Consider the following 24,520-nt stretch of genomic DNA (forward strand, 5'->3'; position numbering starts at 1 on the left):
AGTGTTATCCATAGATATCCCTTCTTTGAGCCTCCTTATTGTTGCTAATTAAATTCTGTGCACAGGCCCTATTCGCCGGAAGGCGCTATAAAAAAATTAAGGTAATTTCTATGTCTAATAAAATGACTGGTTTAGTAAAATGGTTTGACGCTGGTAAAGGTTTCGGTTTCATTACTCCTGACAACGGTAGCAAAGATGTATTCGTACATTTCTCTGCTATTCAGAGCAATGATTTCAAAACTCTGGACGAAGGCCAAAAGGTTGAGTTCACTATTGAAAATGGCCAGAAAGGCCCATCAGCTGGCAACGTTGTTGCGCTGTAATTGAATTAATATTTCTCTTGCGATAGCGATGATGGTGTAAACCGGAGCAGCCAAGAAGAATAGTAAAAAAACCCTAGCGTAAAGCTGGGGTTTTTTGTTTATGTATCTAGCGAATTTTAATGGAATTTTTATACTTAGGGTTCACCAGAATCACTGGGCTATCATCTCAATCGTGCATGATTTTTTATATCCATAATGCACTATATGCCTATGAGATAGTTAATATCGATCGGCTCTAAGTGGAGGAAAACGTGAGTCGCGTTCGCAAGGTACCCCATCATGGTCGCCATCCATTTTGGTATTAGGGCAGTTTTGAATGAAAAAATAAGCCTCTTCTCTCGAGTTCATCTGGCTACAATACTGCCTGCCGTCACAAACAAAGCGATTTTCTTTTTGTTTTCGATCTTGTGCTTTTATTTTTTCCGCTCTTCGGCTATCACCATCATGACGATATTGATAGGACGATTCCGCCTGGGCAGTAAAAGAGAATGCAGTAGATAATAGAATAATGAAGAGTTTTCGTTTCATCGATACATCCATGAAATAATTGTATAAGAGAAGCCTATCATTCTTGATAGGACATAATTATTAATAATTCTTCATTATCAGCGGAGGGGTTGTGATAACTACGACATTGATGCTGTCTGAAAATTAAGCTTTTCTATGTGCCGTCGTTCGTCACATTGTGCTTCTTTACGGTTTTTTAACGTGATTGATGAATTTATCTCTCGGTAATAGAAACTATCGACTAAATTTATAGAACACGAAATGATGGGAGGAAACGATGACTGATAAAAATACGGGTACCAAACATAAGGATAAAGACGATCATCCTGCAAAAGATGCGCCGAAAGATCAGGGAGAAATTCCTCGTAAGCGTGATGACAGCAAAGATGATGTCGAAGATCCGTTTGATGCCAATAAGGATTAATATGCTGGCGACAAGCCTCTGCCGCCAACGTTCTGTGAAAAATTAGTGTGCTTTGACCGCCGCAGTAACTGATGAGTTGGGAGTGAAATAATCATTATCTTCCATAATCGGAATATAAACTCTAACCCACTCGGTGCCTTCAACCATATCCCAGCTATGTCCTTCGCCCTGCGTATCGGCAGCAATTAAAACTGTTCCGGGAGAAAGCAGGAAAGTGGAACCATCGCTGACTCGAAATTTTAATGTGCCCTTCAGCGTGATGACATATTGTTTGCGCGGGGCTGCGTGAACGTTCATCTCCCACGCTTCAGTAGAGTTACTGAGCCAAAATTTTTGTGCGGTGATTTTTTCCAGAGCGGGAACACTACCTGTTACGAAGGCTGAGTGATTGTCCGGCGTATTGATCAGTTTAATAGCCGGTATCCGGGTTTCCTCTGCATGAGGTGAGGGCGGCGTTGCTGAATACGCAGTAACGGAAACCAATAATCCGGCAAGCGCCAGAAGAAAACGCGATGTCTTTTTCATTTAAATAAAATCCATATTATTTATACCTGATGAACAGGCAACCCTATGTACGTCAGCTCTTTATATAGCCGTTTATATGTACGCCTTACAACGTCGGGGATGGTACTGCTGAAGTTTATTTTTCACCAGATGGTTACAGCAATTGCATTGATTGGTATATCGCTGGATTTGTTTGTATTTTATTCACGATGGTGTGGTGTGCGGGAGAGTTGGAGCAGGGAAATTGTTGAGCAAAATACGACAGAGGAGCCCCGAGGCTCCCTGACGTCTGGCTTGATTTATTTATACAGAACTGCAGTGCCGTGTAACTGATCGCGACCGGTAGCGGAAACGATGCGGTATGATGACGCGCCAGCTTTTTGGGCTTTTTGAGCGACCTGCGCTTCAAAAGCGTCTAACGTTTTTGCACCACTAACGGAGACCGTTGCGATTTCCTGCGCAGCAAAAGCGCCGAAAGACAAAGTAGAAAGAGCGATAACAGCGATAAAATTTTTGATGGTTTTCATGGTTTATTCCTTCACGTTTTATTGTGTTAATTAGGCGATTTGCCTTGATGTGAGAAATGATAACGGCATAAGGTGGCAATGAATATCAGAGAGATTTGTTATTCTTTTTCAAAAATATTGTTCTTTTTTGTTGCGCTCGCAGGAAAAATGCATGGCTGACGGTATTTATCTGTCCGATCAGGAGTGGCAGAAAATCGTTGAGGCGGGTGTATCGTTGGGGATGAATCCGGCCGAGTTTGCGTTAATAGCATAATATTACTCAGGAGAAGAAAATAATCAGGAGACGACGCTGATGCGAGGATGGGTGATATTTGCGGTGATACTGGGGGTGTTAGTGGCTCTTGCACCCTGGATTCAGCGCCAGCTTCCGCCCGGTTACGATCCTTTCTCTCCGTTGTCCGTCGTTGACCCGCCTACATTTATTACCCGACTGAAAATGAAGTCTGTCGCCAACGATCCCGAAGCCTGTCTGGAGGTGCTAAAGCAGGCGCAGGAAAATGGGTGGCTGCGATTCTCCAAGGCCAATGATATCAGTGGGCAATGTCCGGTAGCGTCACCTGTTCGGGTTCAAGGTTTTGGCGCGGTCACGCTCAGTTCCAGCTTTCTTGCCAGTTGTTCATTGGCGCTGAGTAGCACGATGTTTGTGGCGCAGGTTGCAGTGCCGCAGGCGGAGTCTCTTGGTACGTCGCTGACGCGTATCGATCATATGGGCAGCTATGCCTGTCGAAATGTCTATCATCGACCAGAAGGGCGTTTGAGTGAGCATGCAACGGCAGATGCGTGGGATATCGCCGCTTTTCGCCTGTCTGACGGACGGCAGGTTAGCGTGCTGAATCAGTGGTCGGATACGGACGATCGTGGGCGCTATTTACGCAATACGTTTGAGGAAAGCTGTCGTTTTTTCGGTAACGCGTTGGGGCCGGAATATAACGCTGCACATGCTAATCATTTTCACTTTGGCATGCGCGGTTTTGGCCTGTGTCGGTAGGCATATACAGGAAAGGATTAAAAATCAGCGTACTCCTGCGCTGGGATCCAGAAACCATCAATATACTCTTCGATAGGGAAGCAGCCAGCACGGCGCAGGCGCTGTTCATCCATCGCTTGCAGACATTGCGCTTCGGTGTTGTAGGCGCCGACGACCAAATCGTCACAGCCATGCCCGAGATAACAAACAAATATCACTAATGCAACCATGCTGTTCTCCAGACATTACTATTGCCGCGATGCTTTCTCGCTATCGAAATAATTGTAGATGAAAATCAGTGAGGAAAGGGAGAACGGCTGTTCATCAGGTGGTTTTCTCGCCACCTGATGCAGAAACCGCAATTATTCTTTAGAAAGAGGCAGTGCGGAGGACGCGCCATCTCGAACTAAATCGCGCGGCAGACTGTTTTTTATCCGGCTGCTGATGCGTTTTGCCAAGCCAACGGGCGTGTTCTGGTAGGTTAAAATCAATTCATCCGCAGTAGGAAGCGGCTCTGGATAGCTGTCTTTGCCCTGAAACCACTCGCAGGCGATGCTATCGTTCAGTGCATAGGCATTGCTTGCGTTCGGGTCGGCCAACGCGACAATCGCTTCATGCTGCCAGCGGAAACCCTTGGGGAAGCGTTCTGCGAGTTTAATACCAATGCGTGAGAATTTAATATTACCGAAAGCAGAGGTCAGTGCCGCAGGGAAGAGCCAAATCTCACTATCGCGCTGCCACAGCTGAAGTAACTCCTCATCCCAGCGAATACCTTGTTTACGTGCAGCTTCTGTGAGTAACGCACGATCTTTGTGTGCGACCGGAGAGAACGGGAATTTACCGACTTTATAACCAGGGCGTGGTAGCGGCGGCACGCTGGCCGTTTTACGCAAACGGGCAACAAAGAAGCCTTCACTGTCATAAATCTGTGGGAAGACGTGCAAGAAGCCTTCTTCCGTTGTGGCGAGTTCAGCGTCGGTGAAGAGATCGTCTAACGATTCAAATTCACATGCATCAGGGAACTGTGCCTGTAGCCAACGGCAGACCTGCTGGTTTTCCTGCCTATTCAGCGTACAGGTGGAGTAAATCATTACGCCACCCGGTTTCAGTGCATGGAACGCGCTCAGAATCAGATCGCGCTGCGTAGCGGCAATGTCAGTAATGCTCGCTTGCGACCAGTGGCTCATCGCCGCCGGATCCTTACGTACCACGCCTTCGCCCGAGCATGGGGCATCCAGCAAAATTGCATCAAAGCATTCCGGCAGTGCGGCACCGAAAACCCGCCCATCGAAGTGTGTAATCGCGGTATTGCTGACGCCGCAGCGGCTGATGTTGGCATGCAGCACTTTTACCCGGCTGGCTGAATATTCGTTGGCGATGATTGCCCCTTCATTATTCAGTCGTGCCGCGATCTGCGTTGTTTTGGAACCCGGTGCGGCCGCGACGTCCAGAATCGTGCCCAGCGCAGTGTTACGATGGAACAGGGCGCTGACGGGTAGCATGGAGCTGGCTTCCTGAATGTAGAATAGCCCGCTCAGGTGCTCCAATGTATTGCCTAGTCGCGTGTTTTCCTCTTCCACATTAAGCAACCAGAAACCTTCCTGGCACCAAGGAATCGGCTCAAGCTGCCAACCATAAGGCTGCACCAACTGTAGAAAGTCATCGACGCTGATTTTTAACGTATTGACGCGGATGCTCCGGCGCAACGGGCGCTGGCAGGCGGCAATAAAATCCTCCATCGAAAGGGATGAAGGCATGATGTCCCGCATAGTGTCGAGAAATTCAGCAGGCAGGCTGGCTGGGGTAAATTTTGCCACGGCGTGGTTCCGTACAGGTTATTCAGTCAAACGAGAAGAAGAAGAAGCGGCGAAGTGTAGCACGGATCTTTTATCGATAGCGTGAAAACGACAGGGCGGCAATCGCCGCCCTGATAGGTGATGAACGTTAATTCTCTGGAATATTGGGGATCGCCGTACCCCATTGCCGCCACTCTTTAGGCTCTTCGTTCCTTAGCAGGAAATGCTTTCCTTCCTGTGCTTTAGGGGCGAGTGGCGTGCTGGGTGGAGTGGCAAAAGCGATACCACCGCGAATAAACTGCTGGAAGGTTCCGCTTTTAATGACGCCGCCAACCAGCCCAAATTCCAGATTGTAGCCCGAAGCCTGCCAGAAGACGGAATTATCGCGTACCAGATGTTGATAGCGTTTGCTGATGCGTAGTGATACTGCGATGCGATCCGACAAATTGCCCAGCGACAGTCCGGTTACTGTACCCACCTCGATACCGCGGAACAGAACCGGAGTGCCAACCTGTAATGCTCCCGCTTCCGGCGCATCAACGCTGATATTCAGACCGTCCTGATAGCGGGAATCAGAGATGGTAGCCTGTTGCAGTTCAAAGTTGCGGGTTACGCTGCCATTGCCCGGTTCGACGTTGATATAAGGCTGGAATAGCGTTTCGAGATGATTCACTCCCGCTGCGGAAATTTCTGGAGTGACGACGGAAAAACGTGTCCCAGAACGGGCGAAATTACGCACATATTCAGGATAGAGTACCGCCTGCACCAGCACTTCGTTGCGCTGTTCGGACAGCTTCAACGAATCCAACTGGCCGATATCGATGCCCAAATAGCGGATCGGCATACCCGGTGCGAGTTTGCTGGCATCGTAGGTACGCAGAATGATGCGGCTCCCTACGGCGCGCGCGGCGGTTTCGTTATTATACAGAACGCGCTTACCGCCTTTAATTTCCGGAGCACCTTCCAAATTATCAAAACTGATCGCACCTTTAAGCGCACGATTCAACGGCGAAGCCTGCACGGTCAGACCTGAGGTGTTCAACTGCACACGGGCACCACCTTCTGCCCAGAATACGCTGTTTTCTGTCAACAGTTTGCGGTGTTCAGGGCGGATATACACCTCGACCTCAAAGGTATCCGCTTTGGGGCGCACCCGCATGATTTCGCCCACCTGGAATTTACGGTACAGCACGATGGATCCGTCCTGAATATCTGGCAAGCTATCGGTCACCAAGGTGAGGGTAGGCGAGGGGGTGGAACCACGAATGCCTTCCTCGGCTTTTTCGAGATCGCTGAACAGCGGGTAGCGTGCCTGAACGTCACCTTTGTTGCCCGGTAGAACCTGAATACCGCCGCTGATCCACTCTTGTGCGCTGGCACCCAACACTTGAATCCCATCCAGCCCCATCTTTACATTCAGGCGGCTGTTAACGATGAATTTGCTGTCGCGATGTAATAGCTGACGATATCGCGGCTCGATCACCAAAATGAAGCTGACGCCTTGCTCGTCCAACGTACGTTTCACCACCTGACCAATCTGCACGCCGTGCAGCAAAACGGGCTGGCCGCTATCAATGCCGTAACTTTGTGCCGCGGTAAGCTGAATGGAGAGCGCGCCGGGTTGGGTGAGCTGCTGTTGCCCGCTATCCAATACCTCAAAGTGCTGGCGTGGCTCGCCTTCGCCGGGTAGTAAGGTTAGTGTTGGGCCGCTCAGAAGGCGTGACACATTCAGGTCGCTAAGTGAAAGTTGAGGTTTGCTGAGTTCGATACGCGTCCCTTCCCGCATCAGCGAAATTACGGAAGGATCGATGATCAACTCTCCGCTGACCTTACCGTCACCTGGATTTAACGTGATTTTATTGAGTGTCCCGACTTCCAATCCTTGATACATCAGCGGCGTACGGCCTTCGGATAAGCTGTCGCCCGAAGGTAAATCTAGCGTGATTTTCACCCCGCGCTGGCTTTGTGCCAGATCGGGATAGAGGCGATAGGATTGCTCGGCACCGGCGTCTTCGCTCTCTTCCGGTGAATCGAATGCAACGGCACCGTTCACCAGCGCCGCCAGATTTTCCATCTCAATTTTTGCACCGCTGACGCTGATGTCGGCATTAAAACCAGACACATTCCAGAAGCGACTATTTTTCTTCACCAAATGGGTGAAACGGCGTTCAACCAGCACGTCAATCATCACACCGCTGCGATCCTGAGAAACGGTATAGTCGTAGACTTTCCCCACCGGAATTTTACGGTAGTAAACCAGCGAGCCGGTATTCAGCGAACCCAGATCGTCCGCGTGGAGATGAATCAGTAATTCCCCAGTGTTAACGCGATATTTGGGCTGCGTATCCAACGCGGAGAAGTGTTCTTGCGCCTCGCCGGAACCAGGCATCATACCGATGTAGTTGCCGCCCACCAGCGCATCTAATCCTGAAACGCCGGCGAGAGAGGCTTTCGGTGTAACCAACCAGAACTGCGTACCGCTGCGCAACGCTTCCTTCATATCGCTTTTGATACTGGCTTCAACCTCTATCGTGCGTAGGTCGTCGCTTAGCTTGATATTTTGTACGGTGCCTACTTCTACCCCTTGGTAGCGCACGGGCGTACGTCCGGCGACAATACCGTCGGCGGAAACAAAATCAATGGTGACCGTCGCCCCGCGTTCCTGCTGATTGGTGTAAATCAGCCAGCCGGCAATCATCAGTGCAATGAGCGGCAGCAGCCAAAATGGCGACAGGCGACGCTTGTTTTTTACAGCAGCTTCGGTTGGTGTCCCGGACGTATTATCTTGCATTGTTATTCCACATCAGTGTTATCCCACATCAGCCGGCTATCCAGCCATTCGACTGCAAGGATAGTGAGAATCACCGCTGCGCCAAAATAAAAGGCAGCAGGCCCCATGGTAAAAGCGAGTAGTTGATCGCGGTTGACGAGCGACATCGTCAAAGCAATCACAAATAAATCGAGCATAGACCAGCGACCGATCCAACGGATAACACGCAGCATTTTCATGCGCATCATTATGCTGATTTCTGAGCGGATATGAATACTTATCAGTAGCCCAAACAGCACAATAACTTTAGTAAACGGCACCAGAATACTGGCGATAAAGACCACCAGCGCGACCGGAACATTGCCTGATGCGAGTGAAAGGATGCCGGAAAAAATGGTGTCCTCCGTGCGTGCGCCGTTGACATAAATAATCGATATGGGCAACAGGTTAGCGGGGAACAGTAAAATTATAGAGGCAATGAGCGCTGCCCAAGATTTTTGCAGACTTTGCCGCTGACGCAAGCGGAGCGGAATGTGGCAACGTGGGCAGCGTCCCTGATTGTCAGGTGAGCTGGTGAAATGACAGGAAAGACAGATTCGGTAGCGTTCTGGTGAAATCAATGGCCTCAGCCGTGGGTAAAACCGCTGCCAAAGCTGGTCGGTATTTAAGTGAATCAGCGTCAACAGGCTTAAGATCATCAATGCCAGAAAGGCGACCAGCCCGATACCCACCTGAACATCCGCGAATTCACGGACTTTGATCGCGGCGACGGCCATACCAACCAGATAGATATCCAACATCATCCATTCTCTTAGCCGTTGCAACATGAGCAGGATGGGGCGCAGGTTCATGCCGATTCGGGGAGCAAAAAACAGATATAGCAGCGAAAAAACTAATGTTAGCGGCGCGCCAACGGTACAAAAGGCAACCATACTTGCCGTGAGCGGGTGCCCCTGACGGGTGATTTGCCAAATGCCTTCGAACAGGCTGGCATTGATGGTGACACCCAGCAAACGAATGCTGATCAACGGTTCGGTAAAGGCAAACGGCATGAGCACTAGCATGGCGACGGCCATTGCAGCAAGCCGGGAAATGGTCCAGTCTCTGCCTGAACTGACTGTGGCATCGCAGCGTGGGCAGCTTGCTGTCTGGTTTCGCTTCAGCTGTGGCAGCGCAAAAAAAGCATCACATTCCGGGCAGCGATGGTAGCGATCTAGAGTAGACACGGTGCTTTTCGCACCACCGGTTAGCGGTGGTCGGGGAGAAGAAAACGGCGCAGGGCTGGCTATATTATGTATTTTCATCTTTCCTGCGATCCGGTAGAAGGTGTCGAACCCCGTTATTCCCGATGGATAACGTATTCACTGCGACTCAGTGTAACTGAATGATCAATTCATAAAAGGATATGATCTCTGACCGATGTTATTTTGCTGCTGGGAATAGCACTATATGCACGACAACGATACAGTAAAGCGAATGATTCTTCGCGCGAAGGCGTTAATCTTATGGCATTCTGTAATAGATGCTTATGCAGTCTGTGTGGGATCTTTCCGCACCGTTTTGAAAAGACAACGATATACTTTATGAATAAACAAGTATGAATAAACAAGAATTTTATCAGGATCTCATCCGCGATATGTCATCGCTTATTGCGGATGAAAACCGTTTTATTACGATTTTATCAAACAGTAGTGCGCTGCTGTTTGAACGTTTGGATGGGGTTAACTGGGCAGGGTTTTACCTGTTGGATAACGACACGCTTTTCCTGGGACCGTTTCAGGGCAAGGTTGCCTGTGTACGTATTCCGGTTGGCAAAGGCGTATGCGGTGCGGCAATTGCTGAAAATCGCATTCAGCGCGTGGATGATGTTCATGCGTTCCCTGGTCATATTGCCTGTGATGCCGCGAGTAATGCTGAAATTGTGCTACCGCTTGTCGTTAACGGGCAGTTGATTGGCGTTCTGGATATTGACAGTACCCTTTATCAGCGTTTTGACGCGGATGATGAAGAAGGGCTGAAGGCCGTGGTGAGCGTACTTTGTGCTCAACTGGAAGCGAGCGATGTGATGACATTCATCAATTCTCTCACGTTGAGACAAGGTTAACGTGGCAATTGCCGATGGCGTCATTATAATGACGCCTGTTCATGCCTGCGCCGGTTGGCAAACCCGTTGTAATCAGGAAATTTCATGGAAAATCAACCTAAGTTGAACAGTAGTAAAGAAGTCATTGCCTTTTTGGCAGAGCGGTTCCCGCTTTGTTTCACCACTGAAGGTGAAACTCGTCCGTTAAAGATCGGTATTTTTCAAGATCTTGTTGAACGTGTACCGGAGTCTGATAACGTCAGTAAGACGCAATTGCGCTCTGCGCTGCGCCTTTATACCTCAAGCTGGCGATATCTGTACGGTGTGAAATTGGGTGCCCAACGTGTGGATCTGGACGGTAACCCGTGCGGTGAGTTGGAACAGCAGCATGTCGATCATGCCCGCAAGCAATTGGAAGAAGCGAAAGCGCGAGTTCAGGCTCAGCGTGCTGAGCAACAGGCGAAAAAACGTGAAGCAGCCGGAGAAACGGCAGAAGCGGCACGTACTCCTCGTCCTGCTCAGAAGCGTGCGCCGCGCCGCGATGGTTCAAACGATGCATCTCGAAACCATGCATCTCGAAACCATGCATCTCGAAGCAATACATCGCGTAAACCTTCTTCCGGCCAATCGCAGTCCTCTTCTCAGCAACCAGCGAACGCTCAACCGCGTCAGGCGAAGCCTGTCAGCAATGAACGTCAGCGGGTTGCGGTTACGGATGTTTCCAAACTGCAAATCGGTCAGGAAATCAAAGTCAGAGCCGGCAAAGACGCCATGGATGCCACCGTGCTTGAAATTGCCAAAGGCGAAGTCAGAGTACAATTGGCTTCTGGACTGGCAATGATTGTACGCGCAGAACACTTGCAGTTCTGATACGGAGGCCAACCTGGGCATGAACAACTTAATCAGAATAACCGCCATTGCAGGCTTACTGCTGGCGGGCTCTAGTTTTGCAAATGAAAACATTACGCGTGTTGAGCAGATCCCTCAGCTACATCAGGAACCTCAACATGCTACCGTTAGCGACAGGGTGGCCTCACGTTTCCTGCGTTCGCATTATCGTCAGTTTATGTTGGATGCGCAGTTCTCTGAGAAAATTTTTAACCGCTACCTCAACATGCTGGACTACAGCCACAACGTGCTGTTGGCCTCTGATGTGGCGCAATTTTCCGGGCAAAAAGCCCAGTTGGGTGACGCGCTGAAATCTGGTCAACTGGATATTCCGTACGCGTTGTACAATTTGGCGCAGAAACGTCGGTTTGAGCGTTTTCAATATGCACTGTCGCTGCTGGATAAGCCGGTAGATTTGACGGGCAATGACACGTTTGAACTCGATCGCAGCAAAGCCCCTTGGCCGCAGAACGCGGGTGAACTTAACCGCCTGTGGGACGCCAAGGTAAAATATGACTGGCTCAGCCTAAAGCTGACCGGTAAAGATGATAAAGACATCAAAGAGACGCTGACCAAGCGTTACCAGTTTGCGATTCGCCGTTTGGCGCAGAGCAACAGCGAAGATGTCTTCCAACTCGTCATGAACGCCTTTGCGCGTGAAATTGACCCGCATACCAGCTACCTGTCACCACGTAATACCGAGCAATTCAATACCGAAATGAGCTTGTCGCTCGAAGGGATTGGTGCGGTGTTACAGATGGATGATGACTACACCATGATTAATTCCATGGTGCCAGGCGGTCCAGCAGCGAAGAGCAAAAACATTACTGTCGGTGACCGTGTGGTTGGCGTAAGCCAAAGCGGTAAGCCGATGGTGGATGTTATCGGCTGGCGTCTGGATGATGTGGTCGCGCTGATCAAAGGGCCGAAAGGCAGTAAGGTACGCTTGGAAATTTTGCCGGCAGGCAAAGGGACGAAAACCCGTATTGTCACGCTGACGCGCGAACGTATTCGTCTTGAAGACCGCGCGGTTAAAATGTCCGTCAAGACGGTCGGCAAAGATAAAGTCGGCGTGCTGGATATCCCCGGCTTCTATGTCGGCCTGACGGATGACGTAAAAGTTCAGCTCCAGAAACTGGAAAAACAGAACGTCAGCAGCATCGTGATTGACCTGCGGACTAACGGCGGCGGTGCGCTGACGGAAGCTGTAGGGCTTTCCGGTCTGTTTATCCCAAGCGGCCCTGTGGTTCAAGTACGCGATAATAATGGCAAAGTGCGTGAAGACAGCGACACCGATGGCATTGTGTATTACAAAGGCCCGCTGGTGGTGCTGGTAGACCGCTTCAGTGCTTCCGCTTCTGAGATCTTCGCGGCGGCGATGCAGGATTATGGTCGTGCACTGATCGTGGGTGAACCGACGTTTGGTAAAGGCACCGTACAGCAGTATCGCTCGCTGAATCGGATTTACGATCAGATGTTGCGCCCTGACTGGCCTGCGCTGGGTTCCGTGCAATACACGATTCAGAAATTCTATCGTATTGACGGCGGCAGTACTCAGATGAAAGGCGTGACGCCTGACGTGATGATGCCAACGGGCACCGAGACGGTAGATACCGGCGAGAAGTTTGAAGATAACGCGTTACCTTGGGACAGCATCAAAGCGGCCAACTACATCAAGAGCGGCGATCTGAAGGCGCTGATTAGCAAACTGAATGAGCATCATCAGGAGCGTATCGCCAAAGATCCTGAGTTCCAGTTTGTTGCGCAGGATATTGCCCGCTACAACGGGATGAAGGATAAGCGCAACCTCGTGTCGCTCAATCTTGCTCAGCGTGAGAAAGAGAATGACGATGATGAAGCGATGCGTCTGAATCGGATTAACGACCGACTGGCGAGAGAAGGCAAGAAACCGCTCAAATCGCTGGAAGATCTGCCGAAAGATTATCAGGCTCCCGATCCTTATCTGGATGAAACGGTGAAAATCGCTAACGATTTGGCGCAAGACCAGAAAGAGTAATACGCCAACGTTGTTCTGATCATCTTTTGACCGTCCCAAGCGCCCTGTTGGTTTATCTGACAGGGCGCTTTGTTTTATACCCAATAGATTTCGAGTCGCAGGAAGGCGGCAACCGCAGGAATCCCCAGGAACTTACTCCAGTAAGTGACTGGGGTGAGTAAGGGAAGCCAACACACCTGCAGCTTGAAAGATGACGGGTATAGATATTGCAGGATGGTGGCGCTACTCCGCCAATAGTGGATTAACGAATCTTGGTTGGTGAACAGCCAAAACGGTTTTTAAACCTTTCGGAAAAACGAGCTGAGGATTTATACCCACAAGCCTCAGCCAGACGTTGCATACTCCATGACGTCGTCTGTACCAACATCATCGCGTGCTGCATCCGCGTCTCTAATAACAGTACTTCAAAACGCGTCTGCTCGGCGGATAACCTTCGGCGTAGCGTGGCTTCGCTCATTGCCAGCAAACGGCCTGCAGACTGCGCGGTCCAGTGGCGATCCGGCGCCTCACTGATGAGCGCACGTAGTTGGGTGGAAACGCCGGGCTGTGGCGGTACGCCAAAGTGATACCCTCGTTCTGACAGCACCAGCAGCATATCCATCAGCCGAAGTTCGAGACGCGATTCATTGAGCTCGTTGCCTGTAATCCCTTCAACCAAATACTGCAATGTGTTGGTGAGATCGTTATCCAGCGTGAGGGTAGTGAAGGAATGAAGATGATGCGCAGATGCACATTCATCAGGATAGCGGAGATAAAAACGCGCCAGAAGCGAGGGGGAAAATGTCAGGAAGATTGACCGAAAAACGGAGTCATGGCCACCGGGCGTTTTCGTCACATTGGCACTTGCATCAGGTGTAATCAGACAAAGCTGAGACGGTGTGTCGACAGTCGTTATTTTATTCTGTTCGATAAGGGTCAATTGGCCAGAAAGAACCAGCAGAAGCGTGGCCTCATAAAAATGAAAACGCGTTGTTTGCTGTGGTGTGCGCAGATGAGGCTGTGCTAATGCGCACAGACCATACCGCTGTAGCGGCTGGCCTGATGGCAAACGCCAGTCCGCCTCTTCAATGAGAGACGGAGAAGCAGGATGTAAAGCGGTCACACTCATAACAATTGAGGATTCAGCGTATACAGTCCGGTAAGTTTCGCTTCTGCCAATACTGGCGCGTTAGCCAGTGCTGCTCGGACATTCGCCCCGTTAATCTCACCCTCTATCGCTAAGGCAGGTGTTGCGAGCGCGTACAGTGTGAAGATGTAATGGTGGACAAGCGCATCGTTCCACGGCGGGCACGGGCCATCATAGCCATAGTAAGTGCCTTTCATCTGTTCGTCGGTGGCGAACCAAACAGTGTAGTCATTGATGCCGTGTTTGAGTCCTGTTGGGGCATCTGGGCCTGCTTTTCCGCGCGGAGTAATGCTGCTGGAATGCGAAGCGGCGGCAATTTCGCTGATGCTGGCGGGAATATCCAGCAACAGCCAATGATAGAAATCAACACGTGGCAGGGAGGCACTAACCTCGCGGCCTTCCTGATTCACATCGTCACCACGGCTGGGTACATCCGGGTCGTGACAGATCAACACGAAAGACTGGGTCCCTTCAGGAGCGCCGTGCCAGGCAAGGTGGGGATTGTGATTAGAAGACAGCGCAATGTGGTTGTTTGCATCTGGAACGGCAAAGGCAAATTCGCCCGGGATATTTTCGCCGTCCTGAAAACTGTGACTGGAGAGTTGTAGCATGGTGGTGCTCCTATCGTGATCCTTATGAGTGTTGAATCATTATAGAAGAATCCGTGCGTAATTATTTTCCTAATGCCGTCAGGATAATGCTTTTAGCTGTCAATATGATGGCTTTAGGTGCGAAAACTTGCCAAATGATGTTAAAGAAATGACGTCAGATAGGGACGCTGGGGGCTGAAAAAAACCGTCGAGTGGTGATTCTGATACACTAAACGAGCGTTCAAGCCACCAACAAGTGTTAGCTCATGAACTACGTCACTCATCACTATGAATGTCAGACAGTCCTGAAAAACATGCAGGAGTTTGACCTGTCACTGTGCGAAATGCGGCAACGAAAGAAGAGGGGCATGAAAAACCCAGTTTATAGGCCACATGTTTGACCGGCATACCGTTAGAAAGCAGGTCCATAGACACAAAGATCCGCGCCCGTTGCTTCCAGATCCGAAAACTGCATCCGGTATCCTCGGTGAAATAGCGTGAAAACGTGCGTTCAGACATTGCAACCCGTCCCGCGAATTCACTGAGGGAAATGTTCCATCTATCGTTGACGAGCATATCTTGAGCCACTTTATGTAGTTTATCGTCACATGGCATCACCAGATCGACAGGAAGCGCTTCGGTTTCATTCACTACTCTGAGCAATAATTGGGCGATCAACTTTTGTGTCAAGTGGTTGAAAGATTGCTCAAACAAACTGGATATCAGGTGTTGTGCGAAAGGCGTCATGCCGATGATATGAATGTGATCCAGCGTTTTCATACCGCAGGCTTCTGCCACAAACGAAGGAGTGAAGTACAACGTTCTTAATTCAGTATGAGAAAGCAAGGTGAAGGAATGCCATTGTTCCGCTGGTAGCCAAAGTGATCGTTGAGGGGGGACGACCCACTGCCGGCTACCTGTTTGAACCAACATCACACCTTTTACCGCATAAAGCAGTTGCCCCCGTTTATGCTTGTGTGACGGATTCAATTCTCCTCGTTCGTATGATCGGGCGAGATATCCCCAGTCGGCATTGTTCATTTCTATTGTCATTTCATCTGTATCGATTGGCGTATCAAATTCAGTAGATGTCGTTATCATAGTTTTTTTCGCAAGTCTGTACGAATGAAACGACATTTTTTCTGTGGAATATTCGGTGTCAGGTACCGGCCAGCAAGGATTTATGGTGAAAACTGGCATGCAGATAATGTTGTTTCTCACCTGCCAATGAGAAACTAGAATATGTCTTCTACTGAAGTAAGCGAACCAACACCAACACAGTCACATGTTGGGAATGACACGGGGAAATTTTTGGTTAACATCGTCGGTGCAGTGGCGTTAACTCACGCATGCAATGATGTTATTCAGGCGACGCTGCCATCAATTTACCCGATGCTGAAAGAAAATTTCACGCTGTCGTACGCACAAATCGGTATGATTGCGCTGGTTTACCAAATCACGGCCTCCCTTCTTCAACCCTGGGTCGGTTTGTATACCGACAAACGTCCTAAACCCTATCTTTTACCCGCAGGGATGGTCGTTACGTTTCTGGGTATCGGTTTGTTGGCAATAGCTGACAGCTTTACCTTGTTGCTCGTCTCTGCGGCATTAGTTGGTGTGGGGTCGTCCACATTTCACCCTGAGGCTTCACGGGTGGCCCGCATGGCTTCCGGCGGAAAGTTTGGCACCGCTCAGTCAGTTTTTCAGGTCGGGGGAAATGCTGGCACCGCATTCGGTCCTTTGATTGCCGCACTTTTGATACTTCCTCACGGGCAAATGTCAGTGGCGTGGTTAATGATCATCGCGTTCATTGCCATTGTTATTTTGACCCGCATAAGCCAGTGGACTATCGCTCACGGACATGCGCAGAGCAAAAAACACGATAGCCTCAGTGGTGAAAAGTTACCCCGAGACAAAGTTATTCTTGCCGTTGCCATTGTCAGTATTTTGATGCTGACGAAGTTCACCTACATAGCCTCCATCAGCAATTACTATACATTTTACCTGATTCAACGTTTTGATATTACCTTACGTGACGCACAGTTCTGCCTGTTTGCTTTCCTTGCAGCCGTCGCGATTGGAACGTTTGCGGGCGGGCCGGTTGGCGATCGTATTGGTCGCAAAGCAGTGATCTGGATATCATTTTTAGGGGTTATTCCGTTCGCTCCGATCCTGCCGCATGCGAATTTTTTCTGGACCGTCACGTTAACACTCATCATTGGTTTTGTACTGTCTTCTGCGTTTGCTGCACTTGTGGTATATGCACAAGAGGTTGTGCCAGGAAGAACGGGTATGGTTGCTGGAATTATGTTTGGCACCATGTTTGGTGTGGGCGGAATTGCTGCCGCCAGTTTAGGTAAATTGGCAGATATCTATGGAATTGTGTCGGTCTATGATGCCTGTGGTTATCTTCCGTTACTTGGGCTCGCGACTTTATTGATGCCGGATTCGCGCAAAAAATCAAAATCGCTGCCGCTGAATAATCTGTCTTGATATTTATAAGCCATTGATCGTAAGCGTGATTCGCTTTGGCATGACGGGTGAGTGCATCAGTGTTGTTAGATCTGTCACCGTTTCATCACAGTACGTCTCTGTGTTGTTTCTACCTAAAGCAACACATAGCCACTACTTCAGATGTTTGTTAATGCATCTCACCCAACAAAAGGGGCACAATATGTTTTTCAGCCAGTATGATTCTCCAATGGGGAAAATTACGATAGCAATCGATGGGGAAAACTTGACTGGGCTCTGGTTTGTAGGTCAAAAATATTATGCGCAGTCCTTTCAAGTAGAACCGTCGATAAGCCCCGAACTTCCGCTTTTTTCTGCCATTAAACGATGGTTAGATGCTTATTTCTCCGGCCATAATCCCTCCCTCGATGCACTGCCATTGGCACCAAGTGGCAGTGATTTTCGACTGGCTGTTTGGCAACGGTTATGTCAGATCCCGTATGGCGAATATGTTACATACGGAACCGTAGCCAGAGATGTTGCGGCTGTTATGGGTAAAACCAGTATGTCAGCGCAGGCTACCGGTGGGGCGGTTGGCCACAACCCAATATCTATTATCATTCCCTGCCACCGGGTTATTGGCACCAATAACAGCTTGACGGGGTATGCTGGCGGTATCGCAAAAAAAATTCAGCTACTTGAACTGGAAGGGGTTAACACCGGGAATATGAGCGTCCCTATCAAAGGGACGGCTTTATGATAATGATCGTCTCTACCCGATCCGGATAAAGAAATAACATTGCTATCGTGTGACACGATATCTCGCGATTAACGACCGGCTTTTAGCTGCTGGAAATAAGTTTCATACAGCGTGCTGGCGCTGCCAACGTCGTTCTGCCATTCGCCTTTGGCGATGGTTTCATCATCTGGGTACAGTGTTTTGTCACCTGAAACTTCAGGTGGGAGTAGTTTCTTTGCCGCCAGATTTGGCGTTGGATAGCCGATAGTCTCAGCAACTTGAGCCGCCACTTCCGGACGCAGTAGGAAGTCGATTAGTTTCATCGCACCGTCGACGTTCTTGGCGTTGGCCGGAATTGCCAGGCTGTCCATCCAGAAGATACCGCCTTCTTTGGGCCAGATGACATCCAGCGGTGTGCCAGCTTGACGCGCCACATAGGCAGAACCGTTCCATACCATACCCAGATTAACCTCACCTTCAATGAACGGGTTACCGGGGTTGTCTGAGTTGAACGTCAGCACGTTCGGCATTAGGGCTTGCAGCGCTTTATAGGCTGCTTCAATCTCTTTGGGGTCAGTGGTGTTTGCGGAATAACCCAGCTTACGCAGGGCGATTTGGAACACTTCACGTGCATCGTCCGTCAGCAGCAGGCTATTTTTGTACTTCGTATCCCACAGATCGGCCCAACCGGTGACGCTGGCAGGGTCAATCACTTCATGATTAATACCAATCGCCGTTGCGCCCCAGATATAGGGAATAGAGTAATCGTTGTTTGGATCGAAAGATTTATGTAGCAAGTTTGGATCGAGATTATGGAAGTTGCTGAGCTTGCGGGTATCAATCTTTTGCAGCATGCCTTCTTTACTCATCTTGGAGATGAAATAGGTCGACGGCACGACCAAATCGTAGGCACTGTCTTTATAGGTTTTCAGCTTAGCGTACATGCTCTCGTTGGATTCATAGGTGGAGTAAATCACCTTGATTCCCGTTTCTTTAGTGAACTGTTCCAACAGACCCGGCGGCACGTATTCGGTCCAGTTATAGAAATAGAGCGTTTTGCCGTCGTTGGCATTGGCGGTGCTGATGCCGAACGCCATCGCGCACGCTGCCAGTAGGTGTGGCCATTTTTTCATTATGTTTACCTCCTTATTAGTCCCAAAGAAAATACCTGCTTATATCAGCAGATATGAAAATAAAGGTATTTATCGCGCGAACTACCATCTTACTTTCCAGTGCGGTCGCGTAAAATTAGTTGGCTACTGAGCACCAGCACGAGCGACAGAATCAGCAGGATCGTCGCCAGCGCATTGACTTCCGGGGATACGCCGACCTTTACCATCGAGTAAATCTTCAAGGGCAGAATTTCATATGCGGGCCCGGTGACAAACGAAGAAACCACCACGTCATCCATCGACAAGGTAAAACCGAGCAACCAACTGGCCGCTACCGCTGGCATCGCCAGTGGCAGAATGATCTTACGTAGAATAATCACTTCGCTGGCGCCCAAATCGCGCGCGGCTTCCAGCATCCGTACATCAAACCCTTTCAGACGCGAGTAGACGGTCACCACCACGAATGGCAGGCAGAATGTGATGTGGGAAAACAGCAGCGACCAGAACCCGAGTGAGATGCCCAACAACATGAAAAGCACCAGTAGCGAAATTGCCATCACGATATCCGGCGACATCATTACCACGAACAGCATGCCGCCGACAAAAGGCTTGCCGCGAAAACGGTAGCGATACAGCGCAACGGCTGTCAGAGAGCCAATCAGCGTGGCAAACGTCGCGGAAAACACCGCCATCGTCAGCGAGTGCTGTGCGGCCTGAAGCAGGCTGTCGTTGTTCATCAGCAGCCGATACCAATCCAGCGTAAATCCCTGCCAGTTGATGCCGAAACGTGCCTGATTAAATGAGTTCACGATCAGAATAATGATCGGAATGTACAGATAAGCGTAAATGATGGACATAAATCCACCGCGGATTAAGCGTCCAGTCATTCCAGCTCTCCCTTTTTATTCAGCAGTCGAGCCGTGCGGTAGTAGATAAACAGCAGTACGCCCATGACTAACGTCAGGCAGATGCTGGTGGCAGCACCAAACGGCCAATCACGGATATTAAGGAACTGGCTTTTAATGACGTTACCGATTAGCAAATTCTTTGCGCCACCCATCAGGTCGGCCACGAAGAACAACCCCATGGCGGGCAGCAACACCAGCAAGCATCCAGCGATAATTCCCGGCATAGTCAGCGGGATCACCACACGAATGAAGGTTTGCCATTTATTAGCCCCTAGATCGCGGGCGGCTTCAAGGTAGGCTTTATCAAGTTTTTCAATACTGGAGTAGAGCGGTAGCACCATGAACGGCAGCAGGATGTAAATCAGGCCGAGAATCACCGCTTCAGACGTGTACATAATCCGCAGCGGCGTATCGATTAGGCCGGTCCAGAGCAAAAATTCATTCAGATGCCCACGCGTGCTGAGGAAAATTTTCAGCCCGTAAATACGGATCAGTGAGTTAGTCCAAAACGGCACAATCAGCAGAAACAGCATCAGTGGCTGAATTTTTTTCGGTAAATGCGCCAGAATAAAGGCAAACGGATAGCCCAGCAGTAAACAGCAGAGCGTAGCGATAGCGGCCATGTTCAGCGAATGCAGTAGCACTGAAGCATAAAGCGGGTCGACCAGACGCGTATAGTTTTCCAGCGTAAAGACCAGACTGACGAAATGCGTGTCATCGCGCGTCAGAAAACTGGTTCCGATGATCATCAGATTGGGCAGGAAAACAAACAGCACCAGCCAGGCAACGATGAGTGTGATAATGATATTTTGAAAGCGTTTACGCGACGTCTTCATCGTGCAGGACTACCTCCCAACTTTCCACCCAGGTAACGTCCACTTTCTGGTTGAGTGAATGATCGAAGTCGGGATCGTCTTCGTTAAAGAACTCGCTGACCATGACCATTTTGCCGTTTTCCAACTCGATGTTGGATTCCAGCGTCATGCCTTTATAGTTGCGCTCGCGCACGTAGCCAACCATCCCTTCAGCCTGCATGCCGTCGCCCAGTTCTTCAACGCGTAAATCCTCCGGTCGCAGCAGCACGTTAAGGTGTTGTCCGACGTTGACCAGAAAACTGACGGTGATCACGCATTCGTGGCCTTCGACCTGAGCGCGTACTCTTTGTTCATCCAATAGCTCTAGTACGATGGCATCAAAAATATTGATTTCGCCGATAAAACTGGCGACGAATAGATTTTTAGGCTCTTCGTAGATTTCACGCGGCGTGCCGTCTTGCTCGATGCAACCCTCGCGCATCACCACGATGCGGTCGGACATGGTCAGCGCTTCTTCCTGATCGTGCGTGACGAAAATAAAGGTGATGCCCAACTTGCGTTGCAGCGCCTTAAGCTCGTTCTGCATCTGCTTGCGCAACTTATAATCGAGTGCGGACAGAGATTCATCCAGCAGCAGAACCTTCGGCTGGTTGACGACGGCGCGGGCGATAGCAACGCGCTGTTGCTGGCCACCGGATAACTGGTGTGGGCGACGCTGTGCTAACTCGTCCAACTGCACCATTTTTAGTGCTTCAATTACGCGCGGCGTTATTTCTGCGGCAGGTGTTTTCTGCATACGCAGGCCAAATGCCACGTTCTCAAACACGCTGAGATGAGGGAATAGCGCGTAACTTTGAAATACGGTATTAACGTGTCGCTGCTCAGCGGGCTGGTGGGTAATATCCTGCTTTTCCAGCATGATGCTGCCACTATCGACCGTTTCCAGACCCGCTATCAGACGCAGTACGGTGGTTTTTCCGCAGCCGGATGGCCCGAGGATCGTCAGGAACTCACCGTTATTAATGGTGAGATTAAAATGCGAAATGATGTCTTTACCATCAAAGCCTTTATGGACGTTGAGCAATTCAACGACTGGCACAGTCAGGGAGTTTTCTTTCATTAAGGTATAGCTCTATTTCCTGATTTGGCAGATCAACGGCATCTCCGTTGCGATCGTGCCAAGGGTTATCACCTTTCAGCTAGCGTGCGCGGTTAAGGGCGGCATTTTACGGGAAACGTTACCTAACGCCAACTTGTGTGGCCCGACTTCCTGCCACTATAGACGTGAATGGCGGTGATTCAGCCAATGAATTAGCACGCATGTTTCCTTATTGTTACCTGATTTGGGAACACTTCGTGACGCTGCTACCGCTTTTTGCTCTGAATTCTAGTCCTATGGTTTGTTAAATCGGAAAAAAACTGACCTGACGCAATATCTGCCGTGGTAGCCCTATCCATAATGCCTTTCAGGGTTCAGGGGGCATAAGATGGATAAATTACTCGACAGATTTTTAAACTACGTTTCGTTTGATACACAGTCTAAATCCGGTGTTCGGCAGGTGCCGAGTACCGACGGCCAGTTGAAACTGGCGCGTGCGTTGCAGCAAGAACTGCTCGAACTGGGATTTGAGCAGATCGTACTTAGCAAACAAGGTTGCCTGATGGCGACGCTTCCGGCGAACGTTGCCTGGTCAGTACCTGCTATCGGCTTTATTTCACATATGGATACGTCGCCAGACTTTAGCGGCAAAAATGTGAATCCGCAGATTCTAGAAAACTATCGCGGTGGTGACATTGCCTTGGGCATGGGGGATGAAGTGCTGTCGCCCGTCATGTTCCCAGTGCTACACCAACTACTGGGGCACACGCTGATTACGACAGACGGCAAAACGCTGCTGGGAGCCGATGATAAAGCAGGGATCGCAGAAATTATTACCGCACTGGTGCGTCTGAGAAAGAACCAACTGCCGCACGGGGATATTCGTATTGCCTTTACGCCTGATGAAGAAATTGGCAAGGGCGCACAGTTTTTTGATGTCAAAGCGTTTAACGCGCAGTGGGCTTACACTGTAGACGGCGGTGGCGTCGGCGAACTGGAGTATGAAAACTTTAATGCCGCGTCGGTTCAGGTGAAAATTGTCGGTAACAATGTACATCCTGGTAGCGCCAAAGGCGTGATGGTGAACGCGCTGACGCTGGCCTCTCGCTATCATCAGCATGTGCCGGAGAGTGAATCACCGGAGCAGACCGAAAGCTATCAGGGTTTTTACCATCTTCACAGCATGAAAGGATCTGTGGAGCGGGCAGACTTGCACTATATCGTCCGGGATTTCGATCGTAACGGCTTTGAACAGCGTAAACAGACAATGCTGGATATTGCGGAAAAGGTCGGCGCGGGGCTGCACCGAGATTGCTACATTGAAGTCACGATTACCGATACCTACTACAACATGCGTGAGCAGGTTGAGCAGCATCCGCACATTATCGCGCTGGCACAGCAGGCGATGCGGGATTGTGATATTGAGCCAAATATGAAGCCAATTCGCGGTGGTACTGACGGCGCACACCTGTCATTCCAGGGGTTACCATGCCCAAATCTGTTTACCGGTGGCTACAACTATCATGGCAAACATGAGTTTGTCACGCTGGAAGGGATGGAAAAGGCCGTGTCTGTGATTATGCGCATTGCAGAGCTGACTGCGCTGCGTGCGAAGCCGTAAGCATTACCATTTTGCAGAAACGAATAAGGCGGGAAATTCCCGCCTTATTCTTGTGTAACCGATTATCTTGGTTTTAATCCGCAAAATACCAGTAACCGCTGTTAATCAGTACCGTGAGCTGGGCAAGGAAAGAAGGATCTTCCAGCGCATCACCCAGCAGTTCCGCATTGATGGCGGGGTGCTCAGCCAACGCAAACAGCGCTTCCTTGTGTGTACTGTTCACTTTCTCCCCGTTAACGAAGCAGCCATCCCCAACGCAGATAACACGCATACCGCCTAGACGACGCAGTGGTTCACCCTGTTGCAGATACTCATACACCTCGCCAGCCTGATAAGGTGGTTCCGGCGGTGAGAGGTCAAGCTCATGACGAGACTGGGAAATAAACTCACCAAACCAATTTTGGAAATGTTCCGGTTGCTGTACTAGCTCCAGCATCATTTTTTGCAGTGCATCCAGCTCTTGCGGCAATACGCTGGCGATATGATCTCTGGATGGAATGTTAGGATCGCTGTAGCGATAGCTGCCGAGTTCGCGGGAAAGCACATAATCCGCAAAGCCGCTGACCAGTTCGCGAGCATTTGGCGCCCGGAAACCCACGGAGTAGTTGAGCGAATTCTCCAGCGAATAGCCTTCGTGCGGGAAGCCCGGTGGAATATACACGATATCGCCCGGTTCCAGCTCTTCATCAATAATGGCTTCAAACGGGTCGACCTGAAGCAGGTCTGGATGTGGGCAATGCTGCTTCATCGGTATTTTTTCACCGACGCGCCAGCGGCGACGTCCCGTTCCCTGAATAATGAAAACATCATACTGATCCAGATGTGGCCCTACACCACCACCGGGAACGGAAAACGAAATCATCAAATCATCAGTACGCCAGTCTGGCAGTTGTCTAAATGGCTGCATCAAGGCGGAAGAGGGCTCATGCCAGTGATCGACCGCCTGCACTAACAGCGACCAATTGCTTTCACCCAGATGGTCGTAGCTCTCGAAAGGACCATGGCTCACCTGCCAACGCCCATTCTGATGGCTGACTAGCCGGCTATCGACCTCATTTTCCAATGCCAGACCCGCAAGTTCATCGGGTGAAATCGGATCGATAAAATGGGTAAAACCGCCTTTAATCAGGAGCGGACGTTTTTGCCAGTAGTTCGCTAAAAAATCCTGCCAGTCGAGATTAAGTTGATAGTCCATACCGTTTTCCAGAAATTCGTTTTTTGAGGAAATGACTGTTCTTGAAGACATGATTTTT

The 24,520-nt window shown here is 49.9% G+C and carries 24 protein-coding genes; 9 read left to right on the forward strand and 15 right to left on the reverse strand.

Translation table 11 applies throughout. The features are described from left to right. Positions 1-110: 110 nt before the first annotated feature. Complete coding sequence (gene cspE / locus A0G03_RS00415; RefSeq protein WP_005967874.1) at positions 111-323, forward strand: transcription antiterminator/RNA stability regulator CspE; 213 nt, start codon at positions 111-113, stop codon at positions 321-323. 219 nt (positions 324-542) lie between these two features. Here cspE and A0G03_RS00420 read toward each other — a convergent pair whose 3' ends face one another. Further along, positions 543-851, reverse strand: coding sequence for an excalibur calcium-binding domain-containing protein (locus tag A0G03_RS00420; protein WP_072062034.1), 309 nt, complete (start codon positions 849-851; stop codon positions 543-545). Positions 852-1,107: 256 nt separating this feature from the next. Between A0G03_RS00420 and A0G03_RS21820 the strand changes: the two genes are divergently transcribed. Next, on the forward strand, positions 1,108-1,254 hold the full coding sequence (locus A0G03_RS21820) for a hypothetical protein (protein ID WP_167389286.1): 147 nt from the start codon (positions 1,108-1,110) through the stop codon (positions 1,252-1,254). A 42-nt stretch (positions 1,255-1,296) separates the two neighbouring features. Here the strand turns inward: A0G03_RS21820 and A0G03_RS00425 are convergent, their stop codons facing one another. Further along, complete coding sequence (locus A0G03_RS00425) at positions 1,297-1,779, reverse strand: cupin domain-containing protein (RefSeq protein WP_048260413.1); 483 nt, start codon at positions 1,777-1,779, stop codon at positions 1,297-1,299. A gap of 278 nt (positions 1,780-2,057) precedes the next feature. Further along, positions 2,058-2,285, reverse strand: coding sequence for a YdgH/BhsA/McbA-like domain containing protein (locus A0G03_RS00430; RefSeq protein ID WP_048260412.1), 228 nt, complete (start codon positions 2,283-2,285; stop codon positions 2,058-2,060). Between the two features lie 292 nt (positions 2,286-2,577). Here A0G03_RS00430 and A0G03_RS00440 point away from each other — a divergent pair, with 292 nt between their 5' ends. Further along, positions 2,578-3,273, forward strand: a complete 696-nt coding sequence (locus A0G03_RS00440; protein WP_048260410.1) for an extensin-like domain-containing protein — start codon at positions 2,578-2,580, stop codon at positions 3,271-3,273. Between the two features lie 17 nt (positions 3,274-3,290). On the opposite strand, the gene A0G03_RS00445 is transcribed toward A0G03_RS00440, so the two are convergent. The 4 genes from A0G03_RS00445 to yebS form a co-directional block, all read right to left on the reverse strand. Then, on the reverse strand, positions 3,291-3,482 hold the full coding sequence (locus A0G03_RS00445; protein ID WP_048260408.1) for a YdfD/YebW family protein: 192 nt from the start codon (positions 3,480-3,482) through the stop codon (positions 3,291-3,293). Positions 3,483-3,614: 132 nt separating this feature from the next. Further along, positions 3,615-5,069 (reverse strand): 16S rRNA (cytosine(1407)-C(5))-methyltransferase RsmF, encoded by a 1,455-nt coding sequence (gene rsmF, locus A0G03_RS00450; protein WP_048260407.1) that lies wholly within the window; start codon positions 5,067-5,069, stop codon positions 3,615-3,617. 127 nt (positions 5,070-5,196) lie between these two features. Continuing rightward, positions 5,197-7,839, reverse strand: a complete 2,643-nt coding sequence (locus tag A0G03_RS00455; RefSeq protein WP_048260406.1) for a PqiB family protein — start codon at positions 7,837-7,839, stop codon at positions 5,197-5,199. Between the two features lie 2 nt (positions 7,840-7,841). Beyond that, positions 7,842-9,122 (reverse strand): membrane integrity lipid transport subunit YebS, encoded by a 1,281-nt coding sequence (gene yebS / locus A0G03_RS00460; RefSeq protein ID WP_048260405.1) that lies wholly within the window; start codon positions 9,120-9,122, stop codon positions 7,842-7,844. Positions 9,123-9,415: 293 nt separating this feature from the next. On the opposite strand from yebS, the gene A0G03_RS00465 reads away from it, so the two are divergent. From A0G03_RS00465 to prc, 3 genes are all read left to right on the forward strand, one after another. Then, the gene (locus A0G03_RS00465; protein ID WP_048260404.1) at positions 9,416-9,922 is read left to right on the forward strand and encodes a GAF domain-containing protein; all 507 of its coding nucleotides are present in this window, start codon (positions 9,416-9,418) and stop codon (positions 9,920-9,922) included. Between the two features lie 84 nt (positions 9,923-10,006). Then, the gene (gene proQ / locus A0G03_RS00470; RefSeq protein WP_048260403.1) at positions 10,007-10,771 is read left to right on the forward strand and encodes an RNA chaperone ProQ; all 765 of its coding nucleotides are present in this window, start codon (positions 10,007-10,009) and stop codon (positions 10,769-10,771) included. 19 nt (positions 10,772-10,790) lie between these two features. After that, positions 10,791-12,806: a carboxy terminal-processing peptidase gene (gene prc / locus A0G03_RS00475; protein WP_048260401.1), complete on the forward strand. Its 2,016-nt coding sequence runs from the start codon at positions 10,791-10,793 to the stop codon at positions 12,804-12,806. Between the two features lie 241 nt (positions 12,807-13,047). On the opposite strand, the gene A0G03_RS00480 is transcribed toward prc, so the two are convergent. The 3 genes from A0G03_RS00480 to A0G03_RS00490 form a co-directional block, all read right to left on the reverse strand. Next, positions 13,048-13,914: a helix-turn-helix transcriptional regulator gene (locus A0G03_RS00480; RefSeq protein ID WP_048260400.1), complete on the reverse strand. Its 867-nt coding sequence runs from the start codon at positions 13,912-13,914 to the stop codon at positions 13,048-13,050. Continuing rightward, complete coding sequence (locus A0G03_RS00485) at positions 13,911-14,543, reverse strand: YbhB/YbcL family Raf kinase inhibitor-like protein (protein ID WP_048260398.1); 633 nt, start codon at positions 14,541-14,543, stop codon at positions 13,911-13,913. The genes A0G03_RS00480 and A0G03_RS00485 overlap by 4 nt, the downstream gene beginning before the upstream one ends. A gap of 255 nt (positions 14,544-14,798) precedes the next feature. After that, positions 14,799-15,623: an AraC family transcriptional regulator gene (locus A0G03_RS00490; RefSeq protein ID WP_223250518.1), complete on the reverse strand. Its 825-nt coding sequence runs from the start codon at positions 15,621-15,623 to the stop codon at positions 14,799-14,801. A 141-nt stretch (positions 15,624-15,764) separates the two neighbouring features. On the opposite strand from A0G03_RS00490, the gene A0G03_RS00495 reads away from it, so the two are divergent. Then, positions 15,765-17,015, forward strand: coding sequence for an MFS transporter (locus tag A0G03_RS00495; RefSeq protein ID WP_048260397.1), 1,251 nt, complete (start codon positions 15,765-15,767; stop codon positions 17,013-17,015). Between the two features lie 181 nt (positions 17,016-17,196). Then, the gene (locus tag A0G03_RS00500; RefSeq protein ID WP_048260396.1) at positions 17,197-17,733 is read left to right on the forward strand and encodes a methylated-DNA--[protein]-cysteine S-methyltransferase; all 537 of its coding nucleotides are present in this window, start codon (positions 17,197-17,199) and stop codon (positions 17,731-17,733) included. A gap of 68 nt (positions 17,734-17,801) precedes the next feature. Here A0G03_RS00500 and potD read toward each other — a convergent pair whose 3' ends face one another. The 4 genes from potD to potA all read right to left on the reverse strand — a co-directional run bounded on the left by potD (position 17,802) and on the right by potA (position 21,667). Continuing rightward, positions 17,802-18,845: a spermidine/putrescine ABC transporter substrate-binding protein PotD gene (potD, locus tag A0G03_RS00505; RefSeq protein WP_048260395.1), complete on the reverse strand. Its 1,044-nt coding sequence runs from the start codon at positions 18,843-18,845 to the stop codon at positions 17,802-17,804. 89 nt (positions 18,846-18,934) lie between these two features. Continuing rightward, the gene (gene potC / locus A0G03_RS00510; RefSeq protein WP_048260393.1) at positions 18,935-19,711 is read right to left on the reverse strand and encodes a spermidine/putrescine ABC transporter permease PotC; all 777 of its coding nucleotides are present in this window, start codon (positions 19,709-19,711) and stop codon (positions 18,935-18,937) included. Continuing rightward, a complete protein-coding gene (gene potB, locus A0G03_RS00515) occupies positions 19,708-20,568 on the reverse strand; it encodes a spermidine/putrescine ABC transporter permease PotB (protein ID WP_048260391.1) in 861 nt (286 codons plus the stop codon). Before potB ends, potC begins: the two co-directional genes overlap by 4 nt. Further along, positions 20,552-21,667: a spermidine/putrescine ABC transporter ATP-binding protein PotA gene (potA, locus tag A0G03_RS00520; RefSeq protein ID WP_048260389.1), complete on the reverse strand. Its 1,116-nt coding sequence runs from the start codon at positions 21,665-21,667 to the stop codon at positions 20,552-20,554. Before potA ends, potB begins: the two co-directional genes overlap by 17 nt. Positions 21,668-22,034: 367 nt before the next feature. On the opposite strand from potA, the gene pepT reads away from it, so the two are divergent. Further along, positions 22,035-23,267 carry a peptidase T gene (pepT, locus tag A0G03_RS00525; RefSeq protein WP_048260387.1) on the forward strand — a complete coding sequence of 411 codons (1,233 nt, stop codon included), beginning with the start codon at positions 22,035-22,037 and terminating at the stop codon, positions 23,265-23,267. Positions 23,268-23,340: 73 nt separating this feature from the next. Here the strand turns inward: pepT and A0G03_RS00530 are convergent, their stop codons facing one another. Next, entirely contained in the window at positions 23,341-24,462 is a 1,122-nt protein-coding gene (locus A0G03_RS00530; protein WP_048260602.1) for a ribosomal protein uL16 3-hydroxylase, read from the reverse strand. Between the last annotated feature and the right edge of the window lie 58 nt (positions 24,463-24,520).

Origin of the sequence: Pectobacterium peruviense (assembly GCF_002847345.1) — a bacterium.
Taxonomy (GTDB): domain Bacteria; phylum Pseudomonadota; class Gammaproteobacteria; order Enterobacterales; family Enterobacteriaceae; genus Pectobacterium; species Pectobacterium peruviense.

What these genes read in the sequence shown, in the direction of transcription:
- cspE (WP_005967874.1), top strand. Translation starts at nt 111, where the DNA reads ATGTCTAATAAAATGACTGGTTTAGTAAAATGGTTTGACGCTGGTAAA.
- A0G03_RS00420 (WP_072062034.1), bottom strand. Translation starts at nt 851, where the DNA reads ATGAAACGAAAACTCTTCATTATTCTATTATCTACTGCATTCTCTTTT.
- A0G03_RS21820 (WP_167389286.1), top strand. Translation starts at nt 1,108, where the DNA reads ATGACTGATAAAAATACGGGTACCAAACATAAGGATAAAGACGATCAT.
- A0G03_RS00425 (WP_048260413.1), bottom strand. Translation starts at nt 1,779, where the DNA reads ATGAAAAAGACATCGCGTTTTCTTCTGGCGCTTGCCGGATTATTGGTT.
- A0G03_RS00430 (WP_048260412.1), bottom strand. Translation starts at nt 2,285, where the DNA reads ATGAAAACCATCAAAAATTTTATCGCTGTTATCGCTCTTTCTACTTTG.
- A0G03_RS00440 (WP_048260410.1), top strand. Translation starts at nt 2,578, where the DNA reads ATGCGAGGATGGGTGATATTTGCGGTGATACTGGGGGTGTTAGTGGCT.
- A0G03_RS00445 (WP_048260408.1), bottom strand. Translation starts at nt 3,482, where the DNA reads ATGGTTGCATTAGTGATATTTGTTTGTTATCTCGGGCATGGCTGTGAC.
- A0G03_RS00455 (WP_048260406.1), bottom strand. Translation starts at nt 7,839, where the DNA reads ATGCAAGATAATACGTCCGGGACACCAACCGAAGCTGCTGTAAAAAAC.
- yebS (WP_048260405.1), bottom strand. Translation starts at nt 9,122, where the DNA reads ATGAAAATACATAATATAGCCAGCCCTGCGCCGTTTTCTTCTCCCCGA.
- A0G03_RS00465 (WP_048260404.1), top strand. Translation starts at nt 9,416, where the DNA reads ATGAATAAACAAGAATTTTATCAGGATCTCATCCGCGATATGTCATCG.
- proQ (WP_048260403.1), top strand. Translation starts at nt 10,007, where the DNA reads ATGGAAAATCAACCTAAGTTGAACAGTAGTAAAGAAGTCATTGCCTTT.
- prc (WP_048260401.1), top strand. Translation starts at nt 10,791, where the DNA reads ATGAACAACTTAATCAGAATAACCGCCATTGCAGGCTTACTGCTGGCG.
- A0G03_RS00480 (WP_048260400.1), bottom strand. Translation starts at nt 13,914, where the DNA reads ATGAGTGTGACCGCTTTACATCCTGCTTCTCCGTCTCTCATTGAAGAG.
- A0G03_RS00485 (WP_048260398.1), bottom strand. Translation starts at nt 14,543, where the DNA reads ATGCTACAACTCTCCAGTCACAGTTTTCAGGACGGCGAAAATATCCCG.
- A0G03_RS00490 (WP_223250518.1), bottom strand. Translation starts at nt 15,623, where the DNA reads ATGATAACGACATCTACTGAATTTGATACGCCAATCGATACAGATGAA.
- A0G03_RS00495 (WP_048260397.1), top strand. Translation starts at nt 15,765, where the DNA reads ATGTCTTCTACTGAAGTAAGCGAACCAACACCAACACAGTCACATGTT.
- A0G03_RS00500 (WP_048260396.1), top strand. Translation starts at nt 17,197, where the DNA reads ATGTTTTTCAGCCAGTATGATTCTCCAATGGGGAAAATTACGATAGCA.
- potD (WP_048260395.1), bottom strand. Translation starts at nt 18,845, where the DNA reads ATGAAAAAATGGCCACACCTACTGGCAGCGTGCGCGATGGCGTTCGGC.
- potC (WP_048260393.1), bottom strand. Translation starts at nt 19,711, where the DNA reads ATGACTGGACGCTTAATCCGCGGTGGATTTATGTCCATCATTTACGCT.
- potB (WP_048260391.1), bottom strand. Translation starts at nt 20,568, where the DNA reads ATGAAGACGTCGCGTAAACGCTTTCAAAATATCATTATCACACTCATC.
- potA (WP_048260389.1), bottom strand. Translation starts at nt 21,667, where the DNA reads ATGAAAGAAAACTCCCTGACTGTGCCAGTCGTTGAATTGCTCAACGTC.
- pepT (WP_048260387.1), top strand. Translation starts at nt 22,035, where the DNA reads ATGGATAAATTACTCGACAGATTTTTAAACTACGTTTCGTTTGATACA.
- A0G03_RS00530 (WP_048260602.1), bottom strand. Translation starts at nt 24,462, where the DNA reads ATGGACTATCAACTTAATCTCGACTGGCAGGATTTTTTAGCGAACTAC.